This is a genomic window from Kitasatospora sp. NPDC059722 (assembly GCF_042733235.1).
Lineage (GTDB): Bacteria > Actinomycetota > Actinomycetes > Streptomycetales > Streptomycetaceae > Kitasatospora.
Window position 1 is genome coordinate 1 of sequence record NZ_JBHWGD010000034.1, and the last position, 14676, is coordinate 14676.

14 protein-coding genes are annotated in these 14676 nt (G+C 74.8%); 10 read left to right on the forward strand and 4 right to left on the reverse strand.

The window, feature by feature from the left end; genetic code table 11:
* Nucleotides 1-316 precede the first annotated feature (316 nt).
* Both ACFV4F_RS21885 and ACFV4F_RS21890 read left to right on the forward strand, forming a co-directional pair.
* Entirely contained in the window at nt 317-559 is a 243-nt protein-coding gene (locus tag ACFV4F_RS21885; RefSeq protein WP_380445485.1) for a chaplin, read from the forward strand.
* Between the two features lie 335 nt (nt 560-894).
* Entirely contained in the window at nt 895-1746 is an 852-nt protein-coding gene (locus tag ACFV4F_RS21890; RefSeq protein ID WP_380504673.1) for a chaplin family protein, read from the forward strand.
* 196 nt (nt 1747-1942) lie between these two features.
* On the opposite strand, the gene ACFV4F_RS21895 is transcribed toward ACFV4F_RS21890, so the two are convergent.
* Nucleotides 1943-2152 carry a DUF5703 family protein gene (locus ACFV4F_RS21895; RefSeq protein WP_359972350.1) on the reverse strand — a complete coding sequence of 70 codons (210 nt, stop codon included), beginning with the start codon at nt 2150-2152 and terminating at the stop codon, nt 1943-1945.
* 385 nt (nt 2153-2537) lie between these two features.
* Here ACFV4F_RS21895 and ACFV4F_RS21900 point away from each other — a divergent pair, with 385 nt between their 5' ends.
* A complete protein-coding gene (locus tag ACFV4F_RS21900; protein WP_359972352.1) occupies nt 2538-3143 on the forward strand; it encodes a hypothetical protein in 606 nt (201 codons plus the stop codon).
* An 88-nt stretch (nt 3144-3231) separates the two neighbouring features.
* Here the strand turns inward: ACFV4F_RS21900 and ACFV4F_RS21905 are convergent, their stop codons facing one another.
* Nucleotides 3232-5487 carry a helix-hairpin-helix domain-containing protein gene (locus ACFV4F_RS21905; protein ID WP_380504676.1) on the reverse strand — a complete coding sequence of 752 codons (2256 nt, stop codon included), beginning with the start codon at nt 5485-5487 and terminating at the stop codon, nt 3232-3234.
* A gap of 46 nt (nt 5488-5533) precedes the next feature.
* Entirely contained in the window at nt 5534-6514 is a 981-nt protein-coding gene (locus ACFV4F_RS21910) for an aldo/keto reductase (RefSeq protein WP_380445482.1), read from the reverse strand.
* A gap of 250 nt (nt 6515-6764) precedes the next feature.
* Here ACFV4F_RS21910 and ACFV4F_RS21915 point away from each other — a divergent pair, with 250 nt between their 5' ends.
* Nucleotides 6765-7811 (forward strand): LLM class F420-dependent oxidoreductase, encoded by a 1047-nt coding sequence (locus ACFV4F_RS21915; protein WP_380445481.1) that lies wholly within the window; start codon nt 6765-6767, stop codon nt 7809-7811.
* A gap of 24 nt (nt 7812-7835) precedes the next feature.
* On the opposite strand, the gene ACFV4F_RS21920 is transcribed toward ACFV4F_RS21915, so the two are convergent.
* On the reverse strand, nt 7836-8825 hold the full coding sequence (locus ACFV4F_RS21920; protein ID WP_380504679.1) for a magnesium and cobalt transport protein CorA: 990 nt from the start codon (nt 8823-8825) through the stop codon (nt 7836-7838).
* A gap of 95 nt (nt 8826-8920) precedes the next feature.
* On the opposite strand from ACFV4F_RS21920, the gene ACFV4F_RS21925 reads away from it, so the two are divergent.
* From ACFV4F_RS21925 to mshC, 6 genes are all read left to right on the forward strand, one after another.
* On the forward strand, nt 8921-9613 hold the full coding sequence (locus ACFV4F_RS21925; RefSeq protein WP_380445479.1) for a histidine phosphatase family protein: 693 nt from the start codon (nt 8921-8923) through the stop codon (nt 9611-9613).
* Nucleotides 9614-9757: 144 nt separating this feature from the next.
* On the forward strand, nt 9758-10324 hold the full coding sequence (locus ACFV4F_RS21930) for a DUF3090 domain-containing protein (protein ID WP_380445478.1): 567 nt from the start codon (nt 9758-9760) through the stop codon (nt 10322-10324).
* Nucleotides 10325-10380: 56 nt separating this feature from the next.
* Entirely contained in the window at nt 10381-11166 is a 786-nt protein-coding gene (locus ACFV4F_RS21935) for an SCO1664 family protein (protein ID WP_380445494.1), read from the forward strand.
* Nucleotides 11167-11229: 63 nt separating this feature from the next.
* Complete coding sequence (locus ACFV4F_RS21940) at nt 11230-12159, forward strand: AraC family transcriptional regulator (protein ID WP_380504682.1); 930 nt, start codon at nt 11230-11232, stop codon at nt 12157-12159.
* A 65-nt stretch (nt 12160-12224) separates the two neighbouring features.
* Nucleotides 12225-13139 (forward strand): carbohydrate-binding protein, encoded by a 915-nt coding sequence (locus tag ACFV4F_RS21945; RefSeq protein WP_380504685.1) that lies wholly within the window; start codon nt 12225-12227, stop codon nt 13137-13139.
* A 296-nt stretch (nt 13140-13435) separates the two neighbouring features.
* Nucleotides 13436-14665, forward strand: coding sequence for a cysteine--1-D-myo-inosityl 2-amino-2-deoxy-alpha-D-glucopyranoside ligase (mshC, locus tag ACFV4F_RS21950; RefSeq protein ID WP_380445475.1), 1230 nt, complete (start codon nt 13436-13438; stop codon nt 14663-14665).
* The last annotated feature ends 11 nt before the right edge of the window (nt 14666-14676 follow it).

Consider the following 14676-nt stretch of genomic DNA (forward strand, 5'->3'; position numbering starts at 1 on the left):
TCGGCGTTGGGGGCGGGCGCGGGCCCGCCGCGGGGGCGGGGGGGGCGGGGGGGGGGGGCCCGGGGGGGGCGGGGGGGGGGGGCGGCGCCCGGGGGGGGGGGGGGGCCCCCCCCTCCGCATTGTCGGAGCTAATGATTTGGGACGCGGTCGGGGAGATCGACAGAAACGATCCTGCTTGGAATTCGGCGGTGGTCATGTGTGCGAGTCCTCACCGTTGCGGGTGAATGGCAAATCTGTTCCGTACCCCGTTTGCCACACCGTCGTTCATCCCTGTGCAGCCCGCCGAACGGGTTGCGATGCCAAAACAGGAGGAATGATGAAGGTCAAGAAGATCGCCGCCGTCGCCGCTGCCACCGGTGGGCTGGTCCTCGCCGCCGCCGGTGTCGCGTCCGCCCACGGCGGTGCGGCGGCCGAGGGTGCTGCGGTCGCCTCGCCGGGTGTGGTCTCCGGCAACCTGGTGCAGGTCCCGGTTCACGTCCCGGTCAACGTCTGCGGCAACACCGTCAGCGTGATCGGCGTTCTGAACCCGACGTTCGGCAACCACTGCGCCAACTTCTAAGGCTCAGAAGCTCGGCCCCCGGCGGCGGGACTCCCCGCCGCCGGGGGTTCTTGCGTTTCGGAGGCGGGCCAGGACGGCGGCGGGTCGGGGCGCCCGGATACGGCGACCGGACACGTCCACTCGATCGGGTGAAGCTGATGCGTTCGGCCCAACCTCGCCGTGACTGTCTCGTTTACTCCTGTGCAGTCGAAGACCTTGCGGGATATCTGGATATTCGGAAAGTCCGACTTTCGGACGTTCGGAAGGTCGTCACGTCGTTTCGATACGTCATACGGATACGTCATACGTCAGGGGAATACATGAGGAATGTAGCCAAGAAGGGGATCCTCACGGCCGTGGCCACGGGCAGTGTCCTGGCCTCGACCGCCGGCTACGCCTACGCGGGCGCCGAGGCGCAGGGGGGTGCCGCGGGTTCGCCGGGCGTGGCCTCGGGCAACTCGGTGCAGGTGCCGGTCGAGGTGCCGATCAACGCCTGCGGCAACACCGTCGACGTGGTCGGCGCGCTCAACCCGTCCTACGGCAACCACTGCGCCAACGCGAGCGGCCACCAGGGCGGCGGGGGCGGTCAGGGCGGCGGCAAGAGCGACAACGGCGGTGCCACCCGCGGCTCCTCCGCCTCGGGCGCCTCGGCGTCCGGCACCGCGGCCGACTCGCCCGGCGTGGCCTCCGGCAACAGCGTCCAGGCTCCGGTGCACATCCCGGTCAACGCCTGCGGCAACTCGGTGAACGTCGTCGGCGTCGGCAACCCGGCCTTCGGCAACGCCTGCGGCAACGTCGCGCCGCCGGCTCCCCGGCCGACCGACGACTGCCCCGAGAGCCACGCTCCCACCCCGCCGTCCGGCGCCCCGTCCACCACCCCGCCGCAGGGCGGCGGTGAGACTTCGCCGGGCAGCGGCCGCACCGGCGGCTCGTCCACCGGCAGCACCCCCGGCGCCCCGGCCGCCTCCACCCCGGCCGTCGGGTCGGCCGCGGGCGGCACCAGCGGTGGCGGCAGCGGCGGACCGGGCAGCGGTGCCGTCCCGGCCGCGGCCCACACGAGCGGCGTGGCCACCACGGCCGCCGCCGCCACCGGCAGCCAGCTGGCGTCGACCGGCGCGGGCGACGTCGAGCTGCTCGGCGCGGCCGGCCTCGCGCTGCTGCTCGGCGGTGGCGTGCTCTACCGCCGGGCCCGCGCCGGCGCCCGCTGAGGCGCTCCGGGCACGGAACGACGCGCGCCCGCGGCCTCCGGGAGGACCGGACGGCCGCGGGCGCGAACCGTGCCGTGAGTCGAGTCCTGAGCCGTGCCGCGAGCGGTGTGCGCTGAGTGGTGTGCGCCGAGCGGTGCGGTGCGCCGTGTGGTCGGCCGCCCCGTACCGGCCGTCCGGTGCGGGGCGGCCCCGCCCGTCACCAGTTGCGGACCTGCCGGATGATCCGCCGCCGCAGCCGGACCGTCCGGCTCCCGTCCGGGAAGAGCCGTAGCCGGTCGAGCTCCCAGTGTCCGTACTCGGCGTGCTCGGTGAGCAGTTGGCGTGCCGCGTTCCGCGAGGTGCCGCGCGGCATGCGCAGGGACTGGTACTCGTACTCCGGCTGCCGGACCGTCTTCGGTGGGGTCAAAACGCTCCTCCTGAGGTTCGCCTGCCTGCAAGCCTACGGCCTGGCTCCGACAGCGGGCCCGGGTATTTCCGGTCGACCTCCCGCCGGCCGGCCCGGTCCCGGAGGCCGCCGGCGGGCCGCCCGGGGGGCGCTGGACGGCCGTCCGGCCACCCCCTCCGCTGACTGTGCATCAGTTCCGTTGCTCCTGTGGACGGGATACCCCGATCCCGGCGCGCGAAGCCGTCCGTGAACGGCCGAGGTGAGCCGTCCGCACTCCTCGTGCGCCGGGTTCGCGCGGGGACGAAAGCGAGCAGATCGGACATCAGGGGGGAAGTTGCGGTGAAATCGCGGGTGTAGGTGACAACCGCTGTGCGTACCGACACCGCGGGGAGATAGCGTCTGCACCATGTCTGATGCCGCGCAGCCCACCATTGCCGAGGTACGCGCCGCCGCCGAGGCGGTCAAGGCCGCCATCGACCGTCATCTGGAAGCGGTGTCAAGCCCCAGCGCAGCGGATGATCCCGCTGTGTCCGCCGCCTACGAGCAGCTCGCGACGGCGGCCATCGCCTACGACCAACTCCTGTACGAGGTCTACGACGAGGTCACCCCCTTCGAGGTCCCCGGGGACGAGGGCCCCGGGGGCTACCACGGCCCCGAACAGCCCGAGGCGATCAGCGTGCTGATCCGCCGCGACTACCACGTCGTCGACCCCAAGCGGCTGCGCGCCCAGGCCGAGCGGCTCGACGAGTCGCTCACCCCGGGCGGGGGCGGCGAGGGCGGCGTGAACGCCGCGATCGGTGTGCTGTTCGGCGAGTACGAGCCGGACGAGATCGCGGCCCGCAGCGAGGAGTTCGGCCTGGAGGAGGCCGACTCGACGCTCTGGGTCGCGGCGGCCGAGCCGACCGAGCCGGGGGAGTGGCTGCCGGAGCCCTTCGACCACGCCGACCCGCAGCTGCTCATCTGCCGGTTCGACGTGAGCGAGGTCTACGACGACGAGGACCTCGACGACTGACGCGGCCAGGACGTGCGAGCGGGCGGCCCCCACGGCGTGGGAGCCGCCCGCTCTCTTCCGTTCCCGTCCCCGTTCTCCGGGCCGGGCCTCAGTACTCCGCGGCGGCGTTCTCCGCGAGGATCGCCCGCAGCCGGGTGGTGCGCGGTTGCGCCGGGCGCTCGGCGACGGCCTGGGCGAGCGCCGGGCCCGCCGCGTGCACCACGGACAGGTGGCGCTCGCCGCGCCCGAAGGCGGTGTAGACCCACTGCCGGGTCAGCGCCGGGCCGGCGTCCTCCGGCAGCACGACCACCGCGCCGGGCCAGCGTCGGCCGAGCGCCTGGTGGACGGTGAGCGCCCAGCCGTGCCGCAGCCGTGCCGCGTCCGCGGGCGGAACCGTCCGGCGGGTGCCGTCCGCGTACTCCAGGTGCAGCCCGGCGGCGTCGCCGTCGAGCACCCGGGCCGGGCGGGTGATGCCCGGAGCGGGCGACTCGACCACCCGGTCGCCCGGGTCGAAGCCGCCGAACCGGCCGGGGCCGGGGTTGAGCCGGGCCTTGGCGGCGGCGTTGAGCGCCCGCGTGCCGCCCGGGCCGCCGTGGCCGGGGGTGAGCAGGACGACCTCCTCGGCCGGGATGCCGAGGGCGCGCGGGATCGAGTCGGTGAGCAGCTGGACGGCGCGGTGGACCGCCTCGGCGCCGTCCCTGGCGGTCAGGATGACCACCTCCTTGTCCGGCGCCTCGACCGGCTGCAGCTCGCCGATGCCGATGCCCGAGACCAGCTCGCCGATCGGGCCGAAGTCCGGGGTGCGGGAGGCGACCGCCGGACAGACCTTGGCGGCCAGCAGGTCGGCGAAGAACCGCCCGGGGCCGGCCGACCAGAGCTGGCCGGGGTCGCCGCTGAGCACCAGCCGGGTGCCGTCGGCGAGCGACTCCAGGACGGTGGCGGCGAGTTCGACGTCCAGCAGCGGGGCGTCGAGGACGACCAGGAGGTCCAGGGCGAGCGTGCCGTCGGACGAGCGGCCGGGGCCGCCCGTGCCGGAGAGCAGCTCGGCGAGCGTGACGACCCGGGCGTCGGGCCCGGCGAGGGCGGCGAAGGCGGCGCGGCCCTGGTCGGTCCAGGTGGCGGCCCAGGCGCGCAGCCCGAGGCCGGCGGCGATGGTGAGCAGCGCGGCCGGTTCGGCACGGGCGGCGTCGCCGCCGGTGTGCAGGACGAGGGCGCTGTCGGCGACGGCCCGGACGAGCGCCGTCGCGGACGAGGACGGCGCGGCCTCGGCGGCGGCGGCCCACGCCGTCGGGCCGGGGGCGGGCGCGGGGGCCTCGGCGGGCTCAGCGGGCGCGGCGGCGTCCTGAGCGCCCTCGTCATGGGGCGCGTCGGTCTCGGAAGCGGCAGCCTCGTCCTCCGAGCCGCCCTCCTCCTCCGCCGCCTCGGCGACGTCCGCGGCCGCCTCAGCGATGTCCTCGGCCTCCTCAGTGACGTCCTCGACCTCCTCGGGGTCCTCGCCCGGCACGAACGTGGCCATCAGCTGGAGCAGCCCCTCCGCGAGGCTGTCCTCCGCCATCGCCAGCCGCTCCAGCGCGAGCAGCGTCCGGGTCGGCGGCTCGGCGTCCTCGTCGCCCGATCCGTGCGCCTCGGGCCCGGTCACCTCCTCCTGGAAGGGCAGCACCCGCCCGTCCTCGACGGCGGCCTGGATCGCGGCGGCCGGCTCCGGCATGCGGAGGCGTTCGAGCCCGGCCGCGACCTCGGCGAGCTCCAGGGCGGAGTGCCCGCGCAGCACGGCCTGTTCCAGCAGCCACAGCACGAGGGCCTGGGCGCGCCGGGCGTCGCCCGCTTCGGCGTCGGGGCCGAGCAGCGCGCGGGCGAAGCGGTCCGCGTGCTCCGGGCGGACGCCGGGCAGGCCGAGCACGGCCCACGGGTCCGCCCGCAGCCGCTCGGCGGCGGCGTCGCCGAACTCGGCGACGGCGGCGGCCGCGAGCTCGGCGGGGGCGCCGCCCGCGGTGAGGACCTCGGCGGTGGCGCGCAGGGCGTCGGCCGGTTGCTCTCCGCCGTCGGCGCGCGCGGACGACGCGGCGGCGGCCGACGGGGCAGCCGGGCCGGAGCCCGCGGCAGGCTGCGGCACGGCGGCGGAACCACCCGCCGGAGCACCTGCCGGAGCACCTGCCGGAGCGCCCGCCGAAGCGGGCGCCGCCGCCTGCGGCCCGACGCTGCGGATCCGCTGCGCCAGCTCGGCGATCGCCGCGGCCTTGTCGGCCGGACCCGCCGGACCCGCCGGACCCGCCGGACTCACCGGACCCGCCGGACTCACCGGACCCGCCGGACTCACCGGACCCGCCGAGCCGGCCTCCGGAGCGCCGTTCTCCGTGTCACTCATCGTCCGCTCCAAAGGTCACTCCACTGCGTGTGTTGCTCGACAGGGGTCAGAGCTCGGTCCACCCCTGGTCCGGGTAGCGGTGCACCGGGGACGAGATGTCGTCCAGCGCGCCGCGGATCTCACCCGGAAGCGTAAGCGCCTCCACCGACAGCGCCGCCTGCAGCTGTGCCGCCGTCCGCGCCCCGACCAGCGCGCTCGCCACCCCGGGCCGGTCCCGCACCCATGCGAGGGCGACCGCGAGCGGGCTGCTGGCGAGCCCGTCCGCGGCGGTCGCGACGGCGTCGACGATCCGCCGCGAGCGCTCCCCGAGGTAGGGCTGGACGAAGCCGGTCAGGTAGGGCGAGGCGCCGCGCGAGTCCTGCGGGACGCCGTGCCGGTACTTGCCGGTGAGCACCCCGCGGCCGAGCGGCGACGAGGCGAGCAGCCCTACACCGGCGTCCAGGGCGGCGGGCAGCGCCTCGCGCTCGATGCCGCGCTGGAGGAGCGAGTACTCCAGCTGCGCCCCGGCGAGCGGGGTCCGTCCGTGGTGCGCGCTCTGCCAGGTGGCGGCCCTGGCGAGCTGCCAGCCGCTGTAGTCGCAGACCCCGGCGTACCGGGCGCGCCCGGAGTTGACGGCGATGTCGAGGGCGCTGAGCGTCTCCTCGGCGGGCGTGCCGGGGTCGAACGCGTGCACCTGCCACAGGTCGACGTAGTCGGTGCCGAGCCGGCGCAGCGAGGCGTCGAGGGCGGCGAGGAGGTGGCCGCGCGAGCAGTCGAAGCGGCGGCGGGACTCCGGGACGCTGCCGGCCTTGGTGGCGATGACGAGTTCGGAGCGGGGGACGAGGCTGTCGGTGAGGCGGGAGAGGAGGTACTCGGCGCCGCCGTCGGCGTACACGTCGGCGGTGTCGACCAGGTTGCCGCCGGCGTCGACGAACTCCTTGAGCTGCTCGCCGGCCTCGTGCTCGTCGGTGTCGCGGCCCCAGGTCATGGTGCCGAGGCCGAGCCGGGAGACCTGAAGGCCGGTACGGCCGAGGTGACGATGTTCCATCCGACGGGCCCTCCACTCGGCGGGCCCGGGGCGCCCCCGATGGCCCTGTGAACGCGCAGGTGGGAACGGGACTCCCCACGTCGGCTGAGCGTAGCGGCCGGTGCACGGACAGGTGCGCAGACCCGCAGGACGATCAACGCCGGGCGGCCTGCGGCGCGGTGGCCGGATCCGCCGCTACCGACCAGTAGCATCACCGCGGGGCACCCGGTTACCCTCACCACCAAGCCCACCCGACTGGAAGGTTCGGCACATGCGACTCGGCATCAACCTCGGCTACTGGGGACTCGGCATGGACGCCGACAACATCGCCGTGGCCCAGGAGGCGGACCGGCTGGGCTACTCGGTGTGCTGGGCGGCCGAGGCGTACGGCTCGGACGCGGCGACCGTGCTCAGCTTCGTCGCGGCGAGGACCGAGCGGATCGACGTCGGTTCGGCCATCTTCCAGATCCCGGCCCGCACCCCGGCCATGACCGCGATGACCGCCGCGACCCTGGACACGCTGTCCGGCGGCCGGTTCCGGCTCGGCCTCGGCGTCTCGGGCCCGCAGGTCTCCGAGGGCTGGTACGGCGTGAAGTTCGACAAGCCGCTCGCCCGCACCCGGGAGTACGTGGAGATCATCCGCAAGGCGATGTCCCGCGAGCGCCTGGTGCACGAGGGGCAGCACTGGACGCTGCCGCTGCCCGGCGGCCCCGGCAAGCCGATCAAGCTGACCGTCCACCCGGTGCGCGAGCACATCCCGCTGTACATCGCCGCGATCGGCCCGAAGAACCTGGAGCTGACCGGCGAGATCGCCGACGGCTGGCTCGGCATCTTCTTCTCGCCCGAGCACGCCGGGCTCTCCCTCGACGCGCTGCGGGCCGGCCGCGAGAAGAGCGGGCTGACGCTCGACGGCTTCGACCTCTGCCCGACGGTGAACATCGTGGTCGGCGAGGACATCAAGGCCGGCGTCGACTCGCTGCGCTCCTACGCGGCGCTGTACATCGGCGGCATGGGCAGCAAGGAGAAGAACTTCTACAACCAGCTCGCCCGGCGCATGGGTTACGAGCAGGCCGCCGACGAGGTCCAGGAGAAGTACCTGGCCAAGGACTACGCGGGCGCCGCCGCGGCCGTCCCGCACGACCTGATCGACGCCACCGCGCTGATCGGCGACACCGCCCGCATCGCCGACCGCATGCAGGCCTACGCCGAGGCGGGCGTCACCACGCTCACCCTGGCCCCCGGCGGCTTCGGCCTCGACGAGCGGATCCAGGCGCTGCGCACGGGAGTCGAGGCCCTGGAGCGCGCCGGCCTCGCCTAGGAGTGTCCTGGCGCCAAGCGGCTCCTACAGCCAGTCGTGCCGCTTGAACACCCGGTGCAGCACCACGCAGACGACCGCCATCAGCCCGAGGACCGCCGGGTACCCCCAGGGCTGGTGCAGTTCGGGCATGTCGTCGAAGTTCATGCCGTAGACGCCGGCGATCATCGTCGGCACCGCGGCGAGCGCCGCCCAGGCGGAGATCTTCCGCATGTCGTCGTTCTGCTGCACGCTGACCTGCGCCAGGTTGGCGGCGAGGATGTCGGACAGCAGCCGGTCCATGCCGTCCACCTGGTCGTTCACCCGGGCCAGGTGGTCGGCGACGTCCCGCAGGTAGGGCGCCGCCTCGGGGCGCACGAAGGCGGCGCCGCGCTCCAGGCGCGACATCGGCTCCAGCAGCGGACCGGTGGCCCGGCGGACGGTCATCACCTGCCGCTTGGCGCCGTAGATCCGCCCGGCCGCGTCGCTGCCGGTGCGGCCGGGGGCGAAGATCTCCGCCTCCAGCTCGTCCAGGTCGTTCTGGAGCGCGGCGGCGACGTCCACGTAGCTGTCGACGACGGTGTCGCAGACGGAGTGCAGCACCGAACTCGGGCCGTACGTGACGAGGTCGGGCCGGTGCTCCAGCGCTTGCCGCAGGCCGCCGGGCGGGCTGTCCCCGCCGTGCCGGACGGTCAGCACGAAGTCGGCGCCGACGAAGACCATCACCTCGCCGGTGGTCACCTCGCGGGCGTCCGGGTGGTAGCCGAGGGACTTGAGCACGACGAACAGCGAGCCCTGGTAGGCCTCGACCTTGGGCCGCTGGTGGGCGCTCGCGGCGTCCTCGACGGCCAGCGGGTGCAGCCCGAACTCCGCGCTGACCCGGCCGAGTTCCTCGGCGGTCGGCTCGAAGAGGCCTATCCAGACGAAGCCGCCGGGCCCGGCGGCCGCGGCGGCTCCGCGGGTGCCCGCCGGGCCGGGCAGCTCCTCGACCAGACGGCCGTCGCGGTAGATGGCGCAGTGGACGATCATGCGGGCCATTGTGGCCCGGGGGCCCCGGCCCGCCCCGGACCGAGCCCGCCACGGAGAGCCGCCCGCCGCCCGCGCCCCCGCGCGGAGGCCGTAGGCTAGGCCCCATGCCGACCCTGCTGCTCGTCCGCCACGGCCGCTCCACCGCGAACACCGCCGGGATCCTGGCCGGTTGGACGCCCGGGGTGGACCTCGACGACACCGGGCGCGCGCAGGCCGCCGCGCTCGCGGACCGGCTCGCCGGCATCCCGCTGGCGCAGGTCGTCAGCAGCCCGCTGGAGCGCTGCCGGCAGACCCTGGAGCCGCTGCTCGCCGCCCGGCCCGAGCTGGGCGGTCCCGCCGTCGACGAGCGGCTCGGCGAGTGCCACTACGGCGAGTGGACCGGTCGCCCGCTGGCCGAGCTGGCCAAGGAGCCGCTGTGGCGCACCGTCCAGGACCACGCCGCCGCCGCGGCGTTCCCCGGCGGTGAGTCGCTGCGCGAGCTGAGCCACCGCACGGTGGACGCGGTGCGCGAGTGGAACGGGAAGATCGCCGCCGAGCACGGCGACGACGCGGTCTGGCTGGCCTGTTCGCACGGCGACGTCATCAAGGCGGTCGTCGCCGACGCGCTCGGCCTGCACCTGGACCACTTCCAGCGGATCAGCGTCGAGCCGTGCTCGGTCACCGTGATCCGCTACACGCCGCAGCGCCCCTTCGTGCTGAGAATGGGCGACACCGGTGACCTGGCCTCGCTCGCGCCCCGGCACGGCGCGGCGCCGGCCGCGCCGGCCGGTGACGCCGTGGTCGGCGGCACCGCCTGACCCACCAGGTGCCATCCCGGCCCTGGCCTCCGGCTCGGCTCCCCCGGCGGGGCCCGGAGGTCGTAGGGTGACTAACGAGTCCAACGATCCCGCGCGATCCCCCCGGCGGATCCGCATCAGAGCGACACGATCCGGAGCGAGAGCGTGCCCCGTCAGGTCTTCTTCTACGACCAGCCCGAACGGTTCGTGGCCGGCACCGTCGGCCAGCCCGGCGCCCGGGCGTTCTACCTGCAGGCCAGCGCGCGGGGCCGGATCACCAGCGTGCTGCTGGAGAAGACCCAGGTCGCCGCGCTCGCCGAGCGGATCGAGGAGGTCCTGGACGAGGCGCTGCGGCGCAGCGGCGGGGACCCCGCCATCCCGGCCGCCGCCCCGCAGGACCTGCTCGACACCGCGCCGCTGGACCTGCCGCTGGAGCAGGAGTTCCGGGTCGGCACGATGGCCCTGGCCTGGGACAGCGTGGACGGCTGCCTCGTGGTCGAGGCGCAGGCGCTGGTCGAGGAGGAGGACGAGGAGGCCGCCGAGGCGGTGTTCGAGGACGACGACGACGGCCCGGACATGCTGCGCGTGCGGCTGTCCGGCGCGATGGCCCGGGTGTTCGCCAAGCGCGCGCTGGACCTCGTCGCGGCCGGCCGCAAGCCCTGCCCGTTCTGCAACCTGCCGCTCGACCCGGAGGGCCACCTGTGCCCGCGCGCGAACGGCTACCGGCGCTGAACACCGAGACCCCGCCCCAGGCGGACCCGGCCGCGGCCGCGGCCCTCGCCGCCGACGTGCCCACCGCCCTGGCGCTGTTGCGCGAGGGCGGGCTGACGGTGCACGGCCGCCTCACCGAGGCCTCCAATGCGGCCCTCTACTGCACCGTCGCGCTCGGCTCGCTGAGTGCTCAGGCGGTCTACAAGCCGGTGGCCGGCGAGCGCCCGCTGTGGGACTTCCCGGACGGCACGCTCGCGGGCCGCGAGGTCGCCGCGTACGAGCTGTCCGCCGCCACCGGCTGGGCGCTGGTCCCGCCGACGGTGCTGCGCGACGGACCGCACGGGCCCGGCATGGTGCAGCTGTGGGTCGAGCCGGATCCGGAGGCCGACCCGCTGCTGGCCCTCCAGGACCCGTCCGGCCCGGAGCCGGGCTGGCTGCCGATCGTCCGGGCGGAGGTCGGCGGCGGGCGCACCGCGCTGCTGGTCCACCACGACGACGACCGGCTGCGCCGGCTCGCGGTGCTGGACGCGGTCCTCAACAACGCCGACCGCAAGGGCGGTCACCTGATCCCGGCGGCCGACGGCCGGGTCTACGGCATCGACCACGGCGTCACCTTCAACACCGAGGGCAAGCTGCGCACGCTGCTGTGGGGCTGGGCCGGGGATCCGCTGTCGGCCGAGGCGCTGGAGATGCTGGCCCGGCTGGCCGGGGAGCTGGACGGCGAGCTCGGTGCGCGCCTGGCCCCGCACCTGACGGCCGCCGAACTGGCCGCGACGCGCGCCCGGGTGGACGGGCTGCGCGGGACGGGGCTGCACCCGCTGCCGTCCGAGGACTGGCCCGCGATCCCCTGGCCGCCGGTGTAGGGCGTGTCCTTCGGCTGAATCGGTGGTATGGACCTGTCAGGCGGGCCGGAGCACACTGCTCCGATGGACGCACGACGGACCACCCCCACTCCCCGTGCCACGTCGGACCTGCCGCTGCACCGCCTCCAGGTCCCGCTGCCGCACCTGCTCCCGTTCGCCATCGGCACGTTCGACACGATCGGCCCGCTCTCCCGGGCCGGCTTCCCCCACCGGCACTCCTTCTACGAGATCGTGCACGTCACCGGCGGGCGCGGCGCGCACGTCCTGGACCTGGTTCACCGGCCGCTGGCGCCACCGCAGTTGTGCGTGATCGCGCCCGGCCAGGTGCACTACTGGGCGGACGCGGACGAACTCGCGGGCCGGGTCGTCCTGTTCAACGAGGACTTCCTGCTCGGCCGGCCGCGCGACCTCGCCGCCCTGCGCGCCCTGGCCACCCGGCCGGGCCTCGACCTCGGCGACCAGGCAGACCCGGTGGGCGCTCTGCTCGCCGACATGGAGCACGAGTTCCTGACCACGCCGCCCGGATTCCAGGGTGTGCTGCAGGCCAGTCTGCACATCCTGATCGTCCGCGCCCTGCGCGCCGCCTCCCCGGGCGAGCCGGGGGCGATCTCGGGCCGCCCGGGTGAACTGGCCGCCGCCTTCACCCGGTTGATCGCCCGGCCCGGCGGGGTGCGGCACTCGGTGGCCTCCAGCGCACAGGAACTCGGCGTTTCCCCGGGCCACTTGCAGACGCTCGTCAAACAGGCCACCGGCCGGACACCGGGCGGGCTGATCCGCCGCCAGCAGACCCTGGAGGCCAAACGCCTGCTCGCCTGCACGACTTTGACGGTCCGTCAGGTAGCCCAAGAGGCCGGGTTCGCCGATCCGGCCTACTTCTGCCGCTTCTTCCGGCGGGAGACCGGCATGACGCCGGGGGAGTTCCGGGCCGGGGTCGGCGGAAATCACCACGATCCCAGGATCGCGTCCATCGCGGCGCGCCCGGACGGCCCGTAGGTTTGCCGGTGGCCACCGGTGGCCGCGCCGGCGCGCGCGGACGGCCGACCGGTCCGGCCCTTGTCATGCCCCCACCACGACAAGGGCCACCCCCCGCTTCCGTCATCCGTGCCCCCCGAAGGAGCAGGCACATGCCCACCCCCGACGGCAGGATCAGCCGCAAGACCGTCCTGAAGGCCGCCGCGGCGCTCGGCGCCGCCCCGCTGCTGTTCGGCGGCGGCGTCGCGCTCGCCCGCGAACAGGCCGGCAGCGGCCGCGCCCTGACCCCCACCCCGGCCTGCCACGACGGCGACGAGCCCACCATCGAGCAGACCGAGGGCCCCTACTTCAAACCCGACTCCCCGCTGCGCGCCGACCTGTCCGCGGACGGGCCCGGCACCCCGCTGACCGTCAGCGGCTACGTCTTCGGCCGGGCCTGCCTGCCGATCTCCGGCGTGCTGCTGGACTTCTGGCAGGCCGACGACGGCGGCGCCTACGACAACGCCGGCTACACCTTCCGCGGCCACCAGTTCACCGACGCCCAGGGCGCGTTCAGGCTCACCACGATCGTCCCCGGCCTCTATCCCGGCCGCACCCGGCACCTGCACGTCAAGCTCCAGGCCCCCGGCCGGCCGGTGCTCACCACCCAGCTCTACTTCCCCGGCGAGCCCCGCAACAACACCGACACCATCTTCGACGCCCGGCTGCTGATGAACGTCCGCCAGTCCGGCCCCGGCGAGGAGGGCTCGTACGACTTCGTCCTGGACGTCCCGCAGACCCCCGGCAGCCCGAGCCCGACGCCGACCCCGACGCCGACCCCCACCGGGACCCCGACCGGCACGCCCACCCCGCCGCCCGGCGGCAGCTGGTCCCCGGGCCGGACCTACGCCGCGGGCGACCGCGTCACCTACTCCGGCGCCTCCTACGTCTGCCTCCAGGCGCACACCGCCATGGCCGGCTGGGAGCCGCCGAACGTACCGGCCCTCTGGCAGCGGTCCTAGGGCCTGTCTTCACACCCCCGCCTGCCGGGCGGACGACGGGGGTGTGAAGACAGGCCCCGCCGGCTCCGGCCGCGCACACCCGAGGGCCGGGCGCCCGGTCGGCGGCAGGGCCGGCCGGGCGCTCAGCCGTGCGGTCGTCGGTGCGTGGGCGGACCGTCGCACACGGAAACCGCCGGAATCCGGACCGCACCGGTCAAGGAGTGCTCAGGCCACGGCACCAAGCGAATCCAGTCGATCTTGTGCATTCTCGTGCATTGGTTAGGCTTTCAAATGTTCGCAAGGTTAAAGTCGTTCCCATGCATGCCTGGCCCGCCTCCGAGGTTCCCGCCCTGCCTGGTCAGGGGCTCCCCCTCCACATCTTCGACACTGCAGCGGGCACGGTCCGCGAGGTCGTGCCGCAGGACGGCACCGCCCGGATCTACGTCTGCGGCATCACCCCCTACGACGCGACCCACATGGGCCACGCCGCCACCTACAACGCCTTCGACCTGGTGCAGCGGGTGTGGAAGGACGCCGGTCACGACGTCCTGTACATCCAGAACGTCACCGACGTCGACGACCCGCTGCTGGAGCGCGCCGTCGCCACCGGGCAGGACTGGACGGCCCTGGCCGAGCGCGAGACGGCGCTGTTCCGCGAGGACATGACCGCGCTGCGGCTGCTCCCGCCGGCCCACTACATCGGCGCCGTCGAGTCCATCCCGTGGATCGTGCCGATCGTCCAGAAGCTGCTGGCCAGTGGCGCCGCCTACGAGGTCGACGGCGACATCTACTTCTCGGTCGACTCCGACCCGCACTTCGGCGAGGTCTCCGGCCTGACCCGCGAGGCCATGCGCCCGGTCTTCGCCGAGCGCGGCGGCGACCCGGACCGCCCCGGCAAGCGCAACCCGCTCGACGCGCTGCTCTGGCTGGCCGCCCGCCCCGGCGAGCCCGCCTGGGACACCGAGCTCGGCCACGGCCGCCCCGGCTGGCACATCGAGTGCGTCGCGATCGCGCTGCAGTACCTCGGCATGTCCTTCGACGTCCAGGGCGGCGGCAGCGACCTGTCCTTCCCGCACCACGAGATGGGCGCCTCGCACGCCCAGGTCGCCACCGGCGCCCACCCGTACGCGAAGGCGTACGTGCACGCCGGCATGGTCGCGCTGGACGGCAAGAAGATGTCCAAGTCCCGGGGCAACCTGGTCTTCGTCTCGGCGCTGCGCCGCGAGGGCGTCGACCCGGCGGCGATCCGCCTGGCCCTGCTCTCGCACCACTACCGCGAGGACTGGGAGTGGACCAAGGCCGTTCTGGACGAGGCCGTCGAGCGCCTCGCCCGCTGGCGCGCGGCGGTCTCCCGGCCGGACGGCCCGGCCGCCGAGGCGCTGCTCGCCGAGGTCCGCGCCGCGCTCGCGGACGACCTCGACGCGCCGGCCGCGCTGGCCGCCGTCGACCGCTGGGCGGTGCTCCAGGAGACCGACGGCGGCACCGACATCGGCGCCCCCGGCCTGGTCACCCGTACCGTCGACGCCCTGCTCGGCGTCGCGCTGTAGCACCGTCGGGT

Coding starts and splice junctions, on each gene's coding strand:
- ACFV4F_RS21885 (WP_380445485.1), top strand. CDS start 317: ATGAAGGTCAAGAAGATCGCCGCCGTCGCCGCTGCCACCGGTGGGCTG.
- ACFV4F_RS21900 (WP_359972352.1), top strand. CDS start 2,538: ATGTCTGATGCCGCGCAGCCCACCATTGCCGAGGTACGCGCCGCCGCC.
- ACFV4F_RS21905 (WP_380504676.1), bottom strand. CDS start 5,487: ATGAGTGACACGGAGAACGGCGCTCCGGAGGCCGGCTCGGCGGGTCCG.
- ACFV4F_RS21910 (WP_380445482.1), bottom strand. CDS start 6,514: ATGGAACATCGTCACCTCGGCCGTACCGGCCTTCAGGTCTCCCGGCTC.
- ACFV4F_RS21915 (WP_380445481.1), top strand. CDS start 6,765: ATGCGACTCGGCATCAACCTCGGCTACTGGGGACTCGGCATGGACGCC.
- ACFV4F_RS21920 (WP_380504679.1), bottom strand. CDS start 8,825: ATGGCCCGCATGATCGTCCACTGCGCCATCTACCGCGACGGCCGTCTG.
- ACFV4F_RS21925 (WP_380445479.1), top strand. CDS start 8,921: ATGCCGACCCTGCTGCTCGTCCGCCACGGCCGCTCCACCGCGAACACC.
- ACFV4F_RS21940 (WP_380504682.1), top strand. CDS start 11,230: ATGGACGCACGACGGACCACCCCCACTCCCCGTGCCACGTCGGACCTG.
- ACFV4F_RS21945 (WP_380504685.1), top strand. CDS start 12,225: ATGCCCCCACCACGACAAGGGCCACCCCCCGCTTCCGTCATCCGTGCC.
- mshC (WP_380445475.1), top strand. CDS start 13,436: ATGCATGCCTGGCCCGCCTCCGAGGTTCCCGCCCTGCCTGGTCAGGGG.